The sequence below is a fragment of the Lachnospira multipara ATCC 19207 genome (genome assembly GCF_000424105.1).
GTDB classification, from domain to species: Bacteria; Bacillota; Clostridia; order Lachnospirales; family Lachnospiraceae; genus Lachnospira; species Lachnospira multipara.
On the sequence record NZ_AUJG01000002.1, the window covers coordinates 142,616 to 158,785 of the forward strand.

The following is a 16,170-nucleotide window of genomic DNA, read 5'->3' on the forward strand; positions in this document are numbered from 1 at the left end:
ATATGGGTAAATCAGAAATTATATTTGGCAATAAGATGAGCAAGAAGACTATAAAGTCTGCTAACAGCTCAAAGAGGAAGTACGTTAAGAAATTTGGTGATGACTCTAACGTAGATTATAATCTAGCTATTGAGGATAACAAGTATATCGGCGATAGCCTTGGAGTAAAGAACATTATTATTAGACGAGAAGATAATACTCCTAGCACTAACGGGCTTAATCCAATTAATGCAGGATTAGATTCTGGTTTTGATAAGGAAAAAGGAATAATAGTGGGCAATATTCGTATGGGCTTTGGACATTATAGAATTTCCATGGCAATAGCTTCAGCAGCTAACGCGCTTGGCTACACACCATACTGGATGGACTTAAATTCCTATACACAAACTACAGGCGGTAAGGTTATTAATGCACAAAATGAGCTATATTCACTAGGTTCAAGAATCTCACAGAAGTCAAAGCTTTTTAACAGAGTGGTGTGGGAGCCAATGAACTATGAAGGTTTTAGAAAGATAAGCTATAACAGTTCAGATCAAAAGAATGCTGAGCTTATGACTAGCGTCTTTAAAAATGTACCAAAGGACATTCCTCTTGTAGGTACTCATGTTTGGCCAGCACAGGCAGCAGTTCATGCTGGTATGAAGTATGTAGTTAATGCCATTCCAGATAACTGGCCAATGGCCCTTCACCTAGCTGAAGGCAGTCTACATACAGTGCAGACTCATTCAAGCCTACTAGGTTATAGAAACCTTAATGGCATGAATGGCAAGAAGATACTTAACACTATGACAAGCAAGGATATATGCTATACAGGCCACTACATCGACTACGAGCTTGTAGATAATATTGAGAAGGATTGTGAGCAAAGAATTAATCGAGCAAGAAATAAGAAACCCGTTAGATTTTTACTAACAATTGGTGGTGCTGGAGCTCAAAGAGAGATTTTTGCTAGCATAATTAAGTATTTACTTAAGGCAATTAAGGCAGGTAAGGCTTGCCTTTATGTAAATGTTGGTGATTATAAGAATGTTTGGGATGAGTTAATTGCAGAGATTCCAGAGATGAAGGAATATGCAACAGAACATTTTAATAACTGGGAAGATACAACAACATTTGCTAATAAGGCATTAGACGAGAATGAAGAGATAACTGGAATTCATGGTTTTTATCATGAAAATATTTTCGAGGCCGTTTATTGTACCAATATCCTAATGAGATCTTGCGATATTTTAGTTACAAAGCCTAGCGAGTTATCATTTTACCCAGTACCAAAGCTCTTTATTAAAAGAGTTGGCGGTCATGAGAAGTGGGGCGCAATTCATTCTGCTGAAATTGGGGATGGTACTTACGAGTGTGAGGACATTCCACATACATTACAGATGATAAAGATGTTCATCAACAACAGAGAGACAATAATTGAAATGTGTGAGAACATTAAGGCCAACAAAAAGGCTGAGATATACGACGGGGCAATTAAAGTAGTAAAAAAAGCTTTTGAATTAAGAGATAAACAGTAAAGAGTTAGAGACAAATTAGGGAAATTTAAAGCATACAACAAAAAATAGACATCGAGAAATATAGTTTATCTGGGAGGTAAAAATTATGCTTAGTTTAAAAGAAAAGTTAGCTTACGGTCTAGGAGCCGTAGGTAAGGACATGGTTTACATGTTATCTGCTAGTTATATTTTGTATTACTATCAGGATGTATTAGGGGTTAGCGCAGTTGCAATGGGCATTATTTTATTGGCAGCAAGAATCTTTGATGCCTTTAATGATCCTGTTATGGGAGTTATCGTTGCAAAGACAAAGTCAAAATTTGGTCGTTTTAGATTATGGCTTTTAATTGGTACAGTTACTAACGCAATCATTTTATATTTTATGTTTGCTTGTCCACCAAGCCTTGATGGAGCAGGACTTACAGCTTATGCTGCAGTATTTTACATAATTTGGGGTGTAACTTATACAATGATGGATATTCCATATTGGTCAATGATTCCAGCCTTCACTAATGGTGGTAAGGAAAGAGAAGGCCTTACAACTCTTGCAAGATCATGCGCAGGCGTTGGTTCAGCAATCATTACAATCTTTACAATGATGCTTGTTCATGCCCTTGGTGGCAACAACGAAAGAGTAGGCTTTAAGTACCTTGCATTAATTATTGCAATCCTCTTTGTAGTATTTATTGGAATTACAGTATTTACAATCAAGGAAAAATCAAGTGTAGACATGGAAACACCATCTGTTGGCACAATGTTTAAGGCTCTTGTTAATAACGACCAGGCTATGACAGTTGTAGTTGCAATTGTACTCATTAACTGTGCGGTTTATATTACATCAAACCTTGTTATCTATTTCTTTAAGTATGATTTTGGCGGAACAAAATGGTTTAGCAGCTATACACTCTTTAACATGTTTGGTGGAGCTGTTCAGATTTTATCAATGATGTTCCTTTACACATTACTTAGAAAATTCTTTAGTAACATTAAGATTTTCTATATTTGCTTAGGATTTGCAATTATCGGTTATGCATCACTTCTTTGCATTGCTTTTACAAGCATGACAAATGTATTTATCCTTTTCATTCCTGGCTTCTTCATCTTTGCAGCCAACGGAATCCTACAGGTACTTACAACAGTATTCCTAGCTAACACAGTAGATTACGGCCAGTTAAAGACAGGTAGAAGAGATGAGTCAGTTATTTTCTCAATGCAGACTTTTGTAGTTAAGTTAGCATCAGGTGTTGCAGCTTTCGTTGCATCTATCTGCCTTTCACTTAACAACTTACAGAGCGGAACAGAAGTTACTGATGCCGAAGCAGTTATTGATTTTAGTGAAAATGTATCAGCTGCCTCAAGACTTGGCCTTAGAACAACAATGACAATCATTCCTATAATTGGTTTATTTATCGCTCTTATCTGGTTTAAGAAGAAGTACATTTTAACAGATAAAAAGATTGAAGAAATCAATGAGCAGGTTAAGAAATTAAACGCTTAGTTTTTCTAGATTCTAATTTAGAGGGACTAATCTTACTAGAAAATGTGTCCGAAGCCGCGGCTTTAGGATGCATTTTCTAATTAAAACGAAATTGGAGGGATTACGATGATAAAGATTTTTGATGTTAAAGATCAAAGAGTAAATAGAGCTTTTGTTATTGAAAGTCGCAATACAAGTTACGTCTTTGCAGTAAATGAAAGCGGACATTTACTTCATCTTTATTATGGTGCTAGGCTAGAATTTGATGAGAATGCTATTAAGGCAAGACTAGGCTTTAGTAAGTATCTAGCAGGCAATACTATTAGCTATTCAAATGAATATAGTTATTTAGCTCTTGAAGATACAGCCCTTGAATTATCTACAATGGGTAAGGGTGATATTAGAGAAAGTCAGGTCATTTTAACTAATATTGATGGTTCAAATTCTAATGACTTTATCTATGATAGTCATGAGTTAATTGTAGGCTATGCAAGTAATGGCTATAGACACTTAAAAGAGATGCCAGAGGCACATTCAAGTGATAGTCAGCTAGTTGTTACTTTAAAGGATAAGCAAAGAAATATCTATATTGAGATGATTTATAACTTGTTTTACGAGACAGATTGTATAACTAGAAGAATTAAAATTATAAATAAAGAGGAGTCTTTTATTGAGGTTAATAGAGCCCTTTCACTAAATCTTGACCTTGAGGGTGAAAATCTTGAAATGCTTAATTTTACCGGGGCTTGGATTAGAGAAATGAATAGGAATTTTACTAAGTTAAGTCAGAATAAGCTTGTTAATTCTTCCTTTACAGGCACCTCTAGTAACAGAAATAATCCTCTTGTAATTTTGAAAAAAAGAGACACAACAGAATTTGCAGGAGAGAGCTACGGCTTTAACCTAATTTATAGTGGAAACCATTATTCTTGCGCTGAGAAAAATGCTTATGGTATGGCAAGATTTGTAATGGGTATAAATCCAAATAATTTTAATTTCAGAATTGAACCGGAGCAAGTATTTGAGAGCCCTGAGGCAGTTATGACATTTGCAAAAAATGGACTTAATAGCCTATCTCATAACTTCCATGAATTTATTAGAGAACATGTTCTTAGAAGAACTTGGGCCAAGAAGGTTCGTCCGGTTTTATTAAACAGCTGGGAGGCTTGCTATTTTAACTTTAATGAAACTAAGTTAGTTAATATGGCTAAGGAAGCTAAAAAAATTGGCGTGGAACTCTTTGTTATGGATGATGGTTGGTTTGGCAATCGAAACGATGATAAGTCCTCACTTGGTGACTGGGATGTAAATTTAACTAAGCTACCAAACGGAGTTTCAGGTCTTTGTAAGAAAATTAATGACCTAGGTCTAGACTTTGGTATCTGGCTTGAACCTGAGATGATAAATGTAGACTCGGCACTTTACAGAAGTCATCCAAACTGGGCAGTAGATATTCCTGGAATTGAGCACTCTGAGGGTAGAAATCAAAGAATATTAAATCTAACAATAGAAGAGGTAAGAGATTATCTAGTTGCTAGAATTTTTGATTTATTATCATCTGCCAATATTAAGTATGTAAAGTGGGATATGAACCGCATTTTCACAGATTATTATGGCTTTAACCTATCTAATCAAGGGGAATTTGCTCATAGATATGTGCTTGGTTTATATGACATTTTAGGAAGAATTGTAGAAGAATTCCCAGATGTATTATTTGAAGGTTGCGCATCAGGGGGCAATAGATTTGACCTAGGAATTTTATCTTACATGTCACAAATTTGGGCATCAGATAATACTGATCCTTGGTGTAGAGCTAATATTCAGACAGGCTATAGCTATGGCTACCCTATGTCAGTAATTGCAGCACACATTTCTGCTAGTCCAAATCATCAGACGCTAAGACAGACCTTACTAGAAACTAGATTTAATGTGGCAAGCTTTGCAATGCTAGGCTTAGAGCTTAACTTATCTGATTTAAAGGATGAGGAGCTTGAGATTTTAAAGACAGAAATAGAAGTCTATAAATCAGTTAGAGATTTGATATTTACTGGTGATTATATAAGAATTAAAAACGGCGAAGAGACAGATTTTAATAATCATGTCTTTGAGTGGATATGTGTTTCAAAGGATAAGGAAAGAGCCCTTGCCTTTACAATGCAGGACAAGGCAGTTGCTAATCAGCCAAATGCTTCGCTTAGACTTACGGGCCTTGATGATAATAAGCTTTATCACATTTATAATATGCCAGCAAAGTATGACATAAAACATTTCGGGGATTTGATAAATGCAGTATCTCCAATTCATATTAGACCGGGTTCTAACATCCATAAGATAATTTCTAAATTCAAGAAAATGGATGGAGAAGTGGAAGATTTTGTACTTAGTGGAAGCTTTATTAATAACGCTCCAATTAAGCTACACAATAACTACGCAGCTACAGGTTTTGATGGGGATGTACGTTTTTATCAGGATTATGCCTCAAGAATATTCTTTATTGAAGAGTTAAAGGAGAAGGATGATTATGACAAAGAAGAAAATGCTTGAAGAATTCGCTAAAGTTTATGGCGATAGTGAAGGCGTAAGAGTTTTCTTTGCTCCAGGAAGAGTTAATTTAATTGGAGAGCACACAGACTATAACGGCGGTCACGTTTTCCCATGTGCAATTCCTCTTGGAACTTATGCGGCCATTAGAAAAAGAGAAGATTCTAAGATAAGATTTTTTTCATTAAACTATGAACAAAATGGCATAATTGAAAGTAGAATTAATAATCTTAAATATAATAAAAATGACAAATGGACAAATTATCCAAAGGGAGTTATTGACCAGATTAAAAAGAGTGGAGTTGCATTTTCCTCAGGTTTTGAAATGCTTGTATGGGGAGATTTACCAAGTTCTTCAGGACTTTCATCATCAGCTTCCATTGAGGTTTTAACTTGCTTTTCCATGATTAAGCTCTACGGCATTAAGATGGGCAAGATTAAAACTGCCAAGTTATGTCAGAAGGCTGAAAATGAATTTTGCGGCGTCAACTGTGGCATTATGGACCAGTTTGCCATTGCTATGGGTAAGAAGCATCATGCAATTTATCTTGATACAGCAAGCCTTGAATACGAGTATGTGCCAATTAAACTTGATGGTGTAAAGCTTGTAATTACTTGCTCAAATAAGAAAAGAGGTCTTGGCTCTTCAAAATATAACGAGCGTAGAGCAGAGTGTGAAGCAGCACTAGAGATGCTTAAGGAAAGTGAAGAGTGCAAGGACATTAAAACTTTAGGTGACCTTGATTTTGAGACTTTTGAGAGAAACAAGGACTTCATAAAGGAAGAGGTAAACTATCGTAGAGCTAGACACGCAGTCACTGAAAATATCAGAACAATTCAGGCTGTGGAGGCGCTTAATAATAACGAAATTGAAAAATTCGGACAATTAATGATTCAGTCTCACCTATCACTTCGTGATGATTACGAGGTTACAGGCCTTGAGCTAGACACTCTCTTTGATGCTCAGAGCAAGCAGGAGGGTGTTATTGGTACAAGAATGACAGGAGCTGGATTTGGCGGCTGCCTCGTATCTTTAGTCAAGGATGAGAATGTAGATGCCTTTATTGAAAATGTATCTAAAGAATATACTAAGAAAACAGGAATCGAGGCTTCCTTCTATGCATTAGACGTAGGCGGTGGCCCAAGAGAATTGAGATAAGATAGTAGAGTAGAAATTTTCTACAAAAACTATTGGCTAAAAGCCAAACAAATTAAAGCTTGCAAAGGTTTAAACCTTGCAAAATATACCTTCTTAAGAGCTCATTTTTAATGAGCTCTTTTTTATAATAAAAAAAACGTAAAGTAGTAAATTTTTTAATAAGGGGGGACCTATGAAAAAGATGCTACTTTACGTTTTATAAATATAATGCTTATGATAAAAGCATTATATAGCCAAATGCATAAATGCATGAGGTTTCGATAATGAAATTTATTAGTTAAGCTCTTAAAGTCTTAACGTATTCGATGATCTTCTCATCCTTAGCGTTAGCAAAGAAGAGATCAGCAAACTTCTCACCAGCAACAGCGCCCTTAACTAAGTCGCTATCAAGCTTCTTTAAGCTTTCAACTAAATCCTGGTTAAGTGTAACAGCTCTAACGCCGTCTAAGATCTTCTTATTTCTCTGCTCTGGAACAACTCTTTCCTTAGGGTATCCGCCACCTGGTTCACCTTCGAATAACTTTTCGAAAATGTATGTAAGGTTAAGTTCAGCGCCCCAACCAAAGCCCTTTGCAAATGGAAGAGCGATAGCGTTACCATCATTAATCTGCATGAACATATATGCATCTGAAGGGTCTACAACGTGACCACAAATTACACCTGGGAATGAGTTAAGTGCAAGCATAGCACCTTCACCTGTACCGCAACCTGTAACAACAAAGTCACAAGCTCCTGAGTTAAGTAAGATTGCAGCTAAGATACCGTTCTGAACGTATGTTAACTGAGCGTTATCCTCTGCTGAATACATACCGTAGTTATCTACTGTATGTCCCTTAGCACTAGCTACCTTGTTTAAAGCATCATAAATTACGCTATTCTTAGCAGCCTGGCTGTTTTCATTAATAAGAGCGATTCTCATATTTTTCTCCTCACCTTCTAAAATTTTGTTACAAACGATTAAATTGTAATACACCTAAAAGCTAGCATATATCTAGTTTTCATAGGCATATTTATTTGTAGCATTTTTTGGCTACAAAGTAGAATTTACAAACATTTTAATATTAAGCAAAAATATGCTTTTTGTCAATGATTGTTCCCATTCTTTTCTCGCAAAAATCTCGCCTAATTCATATAATATACGAACTTGCAATTTAATGGGAGAAAGTGCAAATTAATTTTTATAAAATAATCATAAATATGGCAACTAAGAAGGCTAATGTACTTTGCAGAAAAGCAAAATACTGTTATAATTACTGTTGCAACTCTTTTAGAGTTGCAATGTAGCCTCATGCCGCCGAAGGCATCTAATGCATGAGGTTCTAATACTGTTGCAACTCTGAAAGAGTTGCAATGTAGCCGCCAGCAGTTTTGCGAAGCAAAATCTCATGCTGGACGGTTCTAGAAAACTGTTGCAACTCTTTTAGAGTTGCAATGTGAAGACGAATTATCGGAGGTAATATGGCAGATAACAATCAGGCAGCCTTTATGGAAGCCCTTAACAGCTTAAAAGAATACGCCAAAGTCAATGGCAATATAATAAATCAAGACGATATCAACAGTTATTTCAAGGATTTGTCTCTTGATGAGACAAAGATGGGAATGATTACTGGATATTTACTTGCCCACAACATCACAGTTTCTGGTGAAGAAGACAACCAGTTTAAAGAGATGTTTAAGGATGAGACAAAGTCGGAAGAATCTAAGGATGATGATGAAAATGTAACAATTCAGGGCATTGATCTATTTTCATCAAAGGAAGACGTAGACGAAAAAGATGCCAACGTGGCAAAGGAAATCGCCAACAATCTTAATTATGAAGAAGATGAGAAGTACCTTAAGTTATACTTAGATGACCTTGCAAGAATCCAGCCTTTATCAGATACTTCAAAGGCTTTTTTGCTTATGAACATCGTTGAAGATAACGACAAGGAATCCCTTGCAATCCTTAGTGAATCATATTTAGAGAAGGTTATTGAGTGGATCACACCTTATAGAAATAAGGGGGTTTTAGCCTCAGACCTTGTTCAGGAAGCAAATTTAGCCATGATGTCATATATTGGCGAGAAGAAGTGGCTTAATAACTACGAGTGGAAAGATAAGGTTAAGGAAGGCTCAACAGAAGATTTACTTTATGTTTTAGGAGAAATCAACAAGGCTGTTAAGTCAGAGATTGAAGATGCTCTTGATATGCTTCTTGATGAAGAAGGCAACGCAAACCTTGTAACTGGTAAGATTTTAAATAAGGTTAATAAGGTAAATGATTTCGCAAAGGGCATGATGGAAGACTTAGGTCGTAAGCCTACTGTAAAGGAAGTTGCAGCAGAGATGAAAGTCTCAGAAGATGAGATAAATGAAGCAATTAGCCTTTCAGCAGAAAATATTGAAAACATCGACTATCCAAAGACTATAAAAAAGAAATAGAAACTAATACTTTTTAACTATTACTAGTCCTTTTGTACTATTAGGATATTGACTTTTTTCAGTAATAGTGCCATAATAAACATAAGTTAAGAGAGCAATCTCTTTAGAGAAATGAATACGGGAATATCAATTCCTGGGGCGTTCGCAAACCTACTTATTTTGATCCTACATTTATTCGACGGGATTCCTATATCGCTATGCTGATGTCGAGCCTCCTTAGAGTGGATGGCAGATGTATAGTTGCGGTGACCCACCTGGCTTTGCTAGGAGTCGAAACCGTAGGCGGACGGCGTTCTGGGAGATATTATAAAAGATCATTAAAGTTCCATACGAAAGTATGGAACTTTTTTTGTGCGCGACTACAAATTAGAATTTAGACTTTTTTGACCTAGAAAATCCTTGATTAATTTCCCCTTAAGGTTTTTAATAAGGACTATAGCTAGGCTTAAAGTATGAAAAATCAGGACATTTCTAGTATTCTAGTCATAGCTATTCTTTAAAAACCCTAAAAAAGTAGGTTTAATTCTTAAACAATTTAATGATAAAATAAGACATCCTATTTAATTATTATTTTCTAGTTTTGGAGGCTTGAGTATGGGATTGAATAAAGTTGAGAACAAAATAACATTTTTCGGAAAAGTAGATGGCGTTTCGGTGGAGCAGCTTATCAGGTATCAAAAGTTTGATATGAAGGTGAAACATTTTCATAGCCAATATGAGTTCTTCTATATAATTGAAGGTAAACGTCAGTTTTTCTTCGATAACAAATCGTATAATGCATACGCTGGGGACCTTGCAATTATTGATACAAATCTAGTTCACACCACACGAACTGTGGATGAGGACGATAGCGGCTACAATCGAGTAATTCTTTACATCGATTATGAGCAGATGTGCGCCTTTGATAAAATGTATCCAGGCCTAAACTTGGTAGATTTTTTTCATAAAAATTATGGCATATATCATTTTAATGACGAGCAAAGGGCAAACTTTCTAAATCTATATAGAGATTTGCGCCACGAATTTACTAAGAAACAATCAGGCTATAAAGATAGAATCTCAGTCTATCTACTAGCATGGTTATCGCGTTTTTCACAAAGCTATTCTAAGAATGAAAATGTAGCAAGTCCGCGAGACGATGCAAGAGCCCAAACAGTATTTAGAATTTCAAGTTACCTTGAAAAAAATTACACCCAACAGATTTCCCTAGAAGAAATCTCAGATAAACTCTATCTAAGCAAATATTACCTTTGTAGAATTTTCAAAGAATACACAGGATTTACAATCACAGAATACGTAAACATTTTCAGAATAAAAAAAGCAACAGATTTACTAGAAACAACAGATAAAAGCATCCTAGAAATCTCAGATTTACTAGGCTTTGAAAGTATGACATATTTTGAAAGAGTTTTTAAGAAGTTTTTAAATATCACACCATTAAAATATAAGAAAAGTCATCATAGCGTGACCTATGGTGAGAAAGAATTAAATACTATAGATGATTCGGATTATATTTGAAATTAATAGACATTTTTGCTTTGAATTAATAAGTATTATTCTAAAAATTAAGTCATAAGCTTAGTTTGTAATTGACATAAATTCAAGGGAAAATTAATATAGTAATGTATTTTTTAGATAAATTAAATACAAAATTATAAAAAATGAGGGAGCAAAAAATGAATACTAAAAACAAAAATAGGTTAAGGATATTTCCTATTGTTGTGATAGCAATAATAGTAGTTGTGGTTGTCGCAATTATAACGGTACGCATGCCAAAAGCCGAAATTATAAGCATAGATCCAGACTTAGAAAATATGAGCGAAGTAATTGCATCTAAAGATAATTCATTTATAAATAAAAACAAAATAAAAAGTAACGACGTATCAAAATCAGTAGAAGCAGCTGAAGAAGCTATTCTAGAAAGTGTTCAAGAAGATGATTCGTTATTTATACAAGCATCAGATAATGCGAAAAGATTAATAGAAAATTATATAAATCAAATAGGTGAACTTACAGACAAACAATACGAAATAAAATTTGAAACAATAGAAGAATAAAAAATTAATCCCATCTTTGTATAAAGCAAAGATGGGATATTTTTTATTAAACCAAAGAACAAAGCCACCCTCCCGGTAGCCAAACAGCGAAGCGCATTTGGCGTACATAAACCCAACATCTGCCGTATCCCCACCCACCCGTCCACATTACATTCCCGGTTAGTTAAAGTCCCAGCTAGGGCGCCCCTTCCCGCGGGGGAGATGAAGTGAAGTAGGAAGTTAGGAGGGACTAAAGAAAAATCTGTGTGCAGCCGGCAGTGCTTGCCATCTTTAGGGCGAAGCCCGTAAAGAGGGCTTAGCATCTGCTCCGAGCTGCGCCAAGCGGGAGCGTGTTTTTCGTAGTCCCTCCTAACTACCATCCATTCTACACTTTCCATTTCCCTATTTAGTGCAATATAGTTCGATTTTCCCCACCATCCCGCAATATAGTTTAAGAAAAGTTAAAAACATTAATGATATAATGTGACCAACAGATAGCTATATGTTAAATATTAAAAGGGTTAAGCAAAGAATATATAAGGGAGGTTTTTCATGAAATTCAAAAAGAAATATTTGGGGTTTTTATGCATAATCTTATGTTTGATAATTGTGGGTCGAACATTCATTAGCGTAAAAGGAATTGAAAATTCGGACAAATTAGTTATTCAGTTAGCACACAATCAGGCAGCAGGTTCAGAGATTGCAGAAACAATAGCTAAATTCTCTGAATTCACAAAAGAAGAGTCAGATGACACAATTAACGTAAAGATTTTTGCTAGTGGCGTACTTGGAACAGAAAGTTCTGAAGTTGAAATGGTACAAGCAGGAATCCTTGATATGGCAAAGGTAAGTTCTAATACATTAGGACAGTTTGATGACAGATACGCAATCTTTTCTGTTCCATATCTTTTCCAGAGCCAGGAGCATTACTACACAGCAATGAGAGAAAGTAGTGAAATCAAGAATTTATTTACAGATACTAGAGAATATGGCTTCATTGCAATTGGTTATTATGCAAATGGATCTAGAAACTTCTACTTAAAAGAAGATAAGGCTGTTACAGATCCAAGTGTACTTTCAGGTTTAAAGATTCGTTCAATGGCAAGTACAACATCAATGGATACAATCGAGAAGATGGGTGGTACACCAGTACCAATGGCAAGTTCAGAAACATATGCATCACTTCAGCAGGGAGTTGTTGATGGGGCTGAAAATACAGAACTTGCATTAACAGTTGATGGACATGAGGACTTAGTAAAGTCTTATACATATACAGAACATCAATTTTCTCCAGACATTTTCATAATCAGTACTAAGACATGGGATAAGATGACTGAAGAACAGAGACAGTGCTTAATCACAGCCTTAGAAGAGACTAATGACAACTTCGTAAGTGTCTACAACGACATGATGGCAGAGGCTATTGAGGAAGCTGAGTCAAAGGGAGTTCATGTTTATAGAGATATTGATAAGACAGCATTTATTGAAGCAGTTCAGCCAATTCATGAGGAGTTCTGTGCAAGAGGCGAAGAATACAAGGCACTTTATGATGATATTCAAAGCTACGCTAATTAAGTAGAGATGGGAGAGAGTTATGAAATATTTGAACAAAACAGTTGAATTTATACTAAGCGTTCTTGTTTGTGGCATGGTTCTTGGTTGCGTATGGCAGGTAGTTACAAGATTTATCCTCCACGACCCAAGTAAATATACAGAAGAATTACTTAGATATATGTTGATTTGGGTAACCTTCATGGGCGTTCCATATGCTTATGGTCAGGACAGACACCTAGCTATTAACATTTTCATGAATAAAAATACTAAGAAAAACGATGCATTAGTTAAGTTATTTGTGGATGTCTTTGTAGTTGCACTTTGCGTACTTGTAATGATTGTTGGTGGCATCATGGTAACAGGCAATGCCGCAGGCCAGTTATCAGCAGCTATGCAGCTTCCAATGGAAGTTTACTATGTTTGCGTTCCAATTAGTGGTTGTTTAATGGTAATTTACGGTATCGATAAGATTGTTAAGCATATTAAAGACTTTAGAGCTGAGCTTCATAATGAAAATGCATCAAAGCAGGAAGAGGCTCCAAGTTTTAAGAAGGCAGTCTAAATAGGGAGGATAAATATGGAAATACAAGCAGCAATTGTTTTAGTAATTACATTCTTTTTGTTACTGGCTTTGTCGGTTCCAGTTTCATTTAGCATTATTTCATCGGCATTACTTACATTGACAATGTTTTTAACTCCTAAATTTGGAGTATTTATATCAGCACAGAAAATGGTAACAGGTATCGATAGTTTCACATTACTTGCAGTTCCTTTCTTCTTACTTGCAGGCTTACTTATGAGTAATGGCGGTATTGCAAAACGACTGATAAATCTGGCCATGCTTGTTTTAGGTAAGGTTCCTGGTTCCCTTGCTATGACAAATATTGCGGGTAACGCAATGTTTGGTTCAATCTCAGGATCAGGTATCGCAGCAGCAACAGCTATTGGTGGTGTTATGCAGCCACTTGAAGAAGAGCAGGGTTATAACAAGGCCTTCTCAGCAGCAGTAAATATTGCATCAGCTCCAGTTGGACAGCTTATTCCTCCAACAGCTTCCTTTATCGTTTACTCAGCAGCAAGTGGTGGTGTTTCAGTAGCAGCACTTCTTATGGCTGGTTGGATTCCTGGTTTACTTTGGGCACTCTTCTGTATGTTAGTTGCATTTGTATATAGCAAAAAGCACGGCTACGTAATTAAGAGAGATAAGTTAACTAAGGAAATCGTTTTAAAAACAATCTGGGATGCAATTCCAAGCTTATTCCTTATTGTAATCATCATTGGTGGTATCCTTTCAGGTTACTTTACACCAACTGAAGCTAGTGGTGTTGCGGTTGTGTACGCATTTATCTTAGCTTGCTTTGTTTATAAGAGCATTAAGTTTAGAGATCTTCCTAAGATTTTAAGAGAAACAGCAGTTATGACAGCTATCGTAATGTTAATTATTGGTGCTTCATCAGTACTTTCATTCGTGCTTTCATTTACAGGCCTTCCACAGGCTATTTCAGCAGCATTACTTAGTCTTTCATCAAATAAGATTGTACTTTTACTTATCATCAACCTTATTTTACTTATCGTTGGTACATTTATGGATATGGCACCAGCATTACTTATTTTCACACCAATCTTCTTACCAATCATTAAGACACTTGGTATGGATCCAATTCAGTTTGGTGTAATGATGGTTATGAACCTTTCAATCGGAACAATCACACCACCTGTTGGTAGCGTATTATTCGTAGGTTGTAGTGTTTCAAAGCTTTCAGTTGAAGACGTTATAAAGAAGTTATTACCATACTTTGGCGTAATTGTGGCAGCACTTTTACTTATCACATTTATTCCAGCCTTTAGTATGTGGCTACCTGGAATCTTAGGCTTACTGGGTTAGTTTATAGCAGTGTAAGAATTTTAAGGGCTTTGTGAAAATGTAGAATCATCGTGAAATTTACAAGGCCCTTTTTCTATATCAAAAATTTGTTAAAAAATTACATTTTATAAAAATTTATTAGGACGAGAAGGAAATTTTATGGGTATTAAAAATAACGACAGAAATGAAATAGAAGAAAAGTTAGAGCTTGTAATTAATAAGTTAATGAACTTAGGTTGCGAGACAAAGGATGATGAAGAACTTGCAAAAAAAGGCGAAGCAGTAGGATTTTTTAAGAGAGATTTTGGAATTAAAGAGTGGGATTGGCCACAGGGTGTAGGCTTACTTGGACTTCTTAAGATAATGAAATACCAAAACAATGATAACTACAAGGAGTTTTTATATAACTGGTTTAAGGAGAATATAAAAAATGGCCTTCCATCAAGAAACATAAACACTACAACACCTCTTCTTACACTTGTGGAGTTAAACGAGTGTTACAAGGATCCTGAATTTGAAGAGCTTTGTCTTAGTTGGGCAGATTGGCTTATGAATTGTCTACCAAGAACTAAAGAGAGAGGCTTTCAGCATGTAACAAGTGCTAACGGGGATAGACAAGGGGTTCGTCTTAATGAAAACGAAATGTGGATCGACACCATTTTCATGACAGTCCTATTCCTTAATAAGATGGGACAAAAATACAATCGTCAGGATTGGATAGATGAGTCCATTCATCAGGTGCTTATGCATATTAAATATCTTTATGATAAAAAAAGCGGCTTATTCTATCACGGTTGGACTTTTAATGAGATGAATAATTTCGGCGGAATCTTCTGGTGTAGGGGAAATAGCTGGTTTACTCTAGGAATCCTTGATTACATCGAATGTTTCAAGGGCACAATGAATGCCGGAGTTAAGGAATTTATCCTTGATACTTATAAGGCTCAAGCAAATGCATTAAAGAAATTACAGGCTAAATCAGGACTTTGGCATACAGTTCTTGATGATAAGTCAAGTTACGAGGAAGTTTCAGGTTCTGCAGCTATTACAGCTGGTATCTTAAAGGGTATTAGACTTGGAATCTTAGATGATTCTTATCTTTGCGTAGCTGATAAGGCTATAAAAGCTATCTTGAAAAATATAGATGAGGACGGAACAGTTCTTAACGTTTCAGGTGGTACAGGCATGGGCTATGATGCAAACCACTATAAAAATATCCTAATTGCTCCAATGGCATATGGACAGTCACTAACAATTTTGGCTTTAGCGGAGGCGTTATTACATGATTAGAAAAGCATTTAAAATGTACCTAAATCCTAGGTGCGCAAAAACATACGAAGAGAGACATCAAAAACTTTGGCCAGAAATGAAGGAAGTAATTAGAAGTCATGGAGGTCATAATTATTCAATTTTCCTTGATGAGGACACTAACGTTCTTTATGGCTATGTGGAGGTGGAAAGCGAGGAAAAGTGGCAGGAGATTGCAAAGACTCCAATTAATAAAAAATGGTGGGATTATATGGCACCTCTAATGAGAGTAAATGCAGATAATAGCCCGGTTCAGGACGATTTAAGAAATGTATTTTATCTAAGCTAGTTTTTGATTTGCTTAAGCTTCTTGC

13 protein-coding genes and 1 other RNA gene are annotated in these 16,170 nt (G+C 35.8%); 13 read left to right on the forward strand and 1 reads right to left on the reverse strand.

Translation table 11 applies throughout. The features are described from left to right. Positions 1 to 2 precede the first annotated feature (2 nt). The 4 genes from G600_RS0103075 to G600_RS0103090 all read left to right on the forward strand — a co-directional run bounded on the left by G600_RS0103075 (position 3) and on the right by G600_RS0103090 (position 6,673). Entirely contained in the window at positions 3 to 1,517 is a 1,515-nt protein-coding gene (locus G600_RS0103075; RefSeq protein WP_027430617.1) for a DUF6937 domain-containing protein, read from the forward strand. 82 nt (positions 1,518 to 1,599) lie between these two features. Beyond that, the gene (locus tag G600_RS0103080) at positions 1,600 to 2,994 is read left to right on the forward strand and encodes a glycoside-pentoside-hexuronide (GPH):cation symporter (protein ID WP_027430618.1); all 1,395 of its coding nucleotides are present in this window, start codon (positions 1,600 to 1,602) and stop codon (positions 2,992 to 2,994) included. Between the two features lie 105 nt (positions 2,995 to 3,099). Further along, entirely contained in the window at positions 3,100 to 5,517 is a 2,418-nt protein-coding gene (locus tag G600_RS0103085; protein ID WP_027430619.1) for an alpha-galactosidase, read from the forward strand. Then, the gene (locus G600_RS0103090) at positions 5,495 to 6,673 is read left to right on the forward strand and encodes a galactokinase (protein ID WP_027430620.1); all 1,179 of its coding nucleotides are present in this window, start codon (positions 5,495 to 5,497) and stop codon (positions 6,671 to 6,673) included. Before G600_RS0103085 ends, G600_RS0103090 begins: the two co-directional genes overlap by 23 nt. Positions 6,674 to 6,950: 277 nt before the next feature. On the opposite strand, the gene G600_RS0103095 is transcribed toward G600_RS0103090, so the two are convergent. Beyond that, on the reverse strand, positions 6,951 to 7,592 hold the full coding sequence (locus G600_RS0103095) for an RpiB/LacA/LacB family sugar-phosphate isomerase (RefSeq protein WP_027430621.1): 642 nt from the start codon (positions 7,590 to 7,592) through the stop codon (positions 6,951 to 6,953). 539 nt (positions 7,593 to 8,131) lie between these two features. Between G600_RS0103095 and G600_RS0103100 the strand changes: the two genes are divergently transcribed. The 9 genes from G600_RS0103100 to rhaM all read left to right on the forward strand — a co-directional run bounded on the left by G600_RS0103100 (position 8,132) and on the right by rhaM (position 16,145). Continuing rightward, entirely contained in the window at positions 8,132 to 9,094 is a 963-nt protein-coding gene (locus G600_RS0103100; protein ID WP_027430622.1) for a sigma-70 domain-containing protein, read from the forward strand. Between the two features lie 127 nt (positions 9,095 to 9,221). Then, a non-coding RNA gene (gene ssrS / locus G600_RS15385) (6S RNA) lies at positions 9,222 to 9,399 on the forward strand. A 289-nt stretch (positions 9,400 to 9,688) separates the two neighbouring features. Then, positions 9,689 to 10,612: an AraC family transcriptional regulator gene (locus tag G600_RS0103105; RefSeq protein WP_034245388.1), complete on the forward strand. Its 924-nt coding sequence runs from the start codon at positions 9,689 to 9,691 to the stop codon at positions 10,610 to 10,612. A 158-nt stretch (positions 10,613 to 10,770) separates the two neighbouring features. Then, positions 10,771 to 11,151: a DUF4230 domain-containing protein gene (locus G600_RS0103110; protein ID WP_027430624.1), complete on the forward strand. Its 381-nt coding sequence runs from the start codon at positions 10,771 to 10,773 to the stop codon at positions 11,149 to 11,151. 531 nt (positions 11,152 to 11,682) lie between these two features. Further along, the gene (gene dctP / locus G600_RS0103115; protein WP_027430625.1) at positions 11,683 to 12,705 is read left to right on the forward strand and encodes a TRAP transporter substrate-binding protein DctP; all 1,023 of its coding nucleotides are present in this window, start codon (positions 11,683 to 11,685) and stop codon (positions 12,703 to 12,705) included. A 19-nt stretch (positions 12,706 to 12,724) separates the two neighbouring features. Then, positions 12,725 to 13,246, forward strand: coding sequence for a TRAP transporter small permease (locus G600_RS13645; RefSeq protein ID WP_051195339.1), 522 nt, complete (start codon positions 12,725 to 12,727; stop codon positions 13,244 to 13,246). Between the two features lie 15 nt (positions 13,247 to 13,261). Next, complete coding sequence (locus G600_RS0103125) at positions 13,262 to 14,569, forward strand: TRAP transporter large permease (RefSeq protein WP_027430626.1); 1,308 nt, start codon at positions 13,262 to 13,264, stop codon at positions 14,567 to 14,569. Between the two features lie 138 nt (positions 14,570 to 14,707). Next, positions 14,708 to 15,838 (forward strand): glycoside hydrolase family 88/105 protein, encoded by a 1,131-nt coding sequence (locus tag G600_RS0103130; protein WP_034245391.1) that lies wholly within the window; start codon positions 14,708 to 14,710, stop codon positions 15,836 to 15,838. Then, positions 15,831 to 16,145, forward strand: coding sequence for an L-rhamnose mutarotase (rhaM, locus tag G600_RS0103135; RefSeq protein ID WP_027430628.1), 315 nt, complete (start codon positions 15,831 to 15,833; stop codon positions 16,143 to 16,145). The genes G600_RS0103130 and rhaM overlap by 8 nt, the downstream gene beginning before the upstream one ends. Positions 16,146 to 16,170: the final 25 nt, after the last annotated feature.

Bases quoted from the DNA above. Each gene is read 5' to 3' on its own strand.
- G600_RS0103105 (WP_034245388.1), top strand. From the start codon at position 9,689: ATGGGATTGAATAAAGTTGAGAACAAAATAACATTTTTCGGAAAAGTA.
- G600_RS0103110 (WP_027430624.1), top strand. From the start codon at position 10,771: ATGAATACTAAAAACAAAAATAGGTTAAGGATATTTCCTATTGTTGTG.
- G600_RS13645 (WP_051195339.1), top strand. From the start codon at position 12,725: ATGAAATATTTGAACAAAACAGTTGAATTTATACTAAGCGTTCTTGTT.
- G600_RS0103085 (WP_027430619.1), top strand. From the start codon at position 3,100: ATGATAAAGATTTTTGATGTTAAAGATCAAAGAGTAAATAGAGCTTTT.
- dctP (WP_027430625.1), top strand. From the start codon at position 11,683: ATGAAATTCAAAAAGAAATATTTGGGGTTTTTATGCATAATCTTATGT.
- G600_RS0103125 (WP_027430626.1), top strand. From the start codon at position 13,262: ATGGAAATACAAGCAGCAATTGTTTTAGTAATTACATTCTTTTTGTTA.
- G600_RS0103130 (WP_034245391.1), top strand. From the start codon at position 14,708: ATGGGTATTAAAAATAACGACAGAAATGAAATAGAAGAAAAGTTAGAG.
- rhaM (WP_027430628.1), top strand. From the start codon at position 15,831: ATGATTAGAAAAGCATTTAAAATGTACCTAAATCCTAGGTGCGCAAAA.
- G600_RS0103090 (WP_027430620.1), top strand. From the start codon at position 5,495: ATGACAAAGAAGAAAATGCTTGAAGAATTCGCTAAAGTTTATGGCGAT.
- G600_RS0103100 (WP_027430622.1), top strand. From the start codon at position 8,132: ATGGCAGATAACAATCAGGCAGCCTTTATGGAAGCCCTTAACAGCTTA.
- G600_RS0103075 (WP_027430617.1), top strand. From the start codon at position 3: ATGGGTAAATCAGAAATTATATTTGGCAATAAGATGAGCAAGAAGACT.
- G600_RS0103095 (WP_027430621.1), bottom strand. From the start codon at position 7,592: ATGAGAATCGCTCTTATTAATGAAAACAGCCAGGCTGCTAAGAATAGC.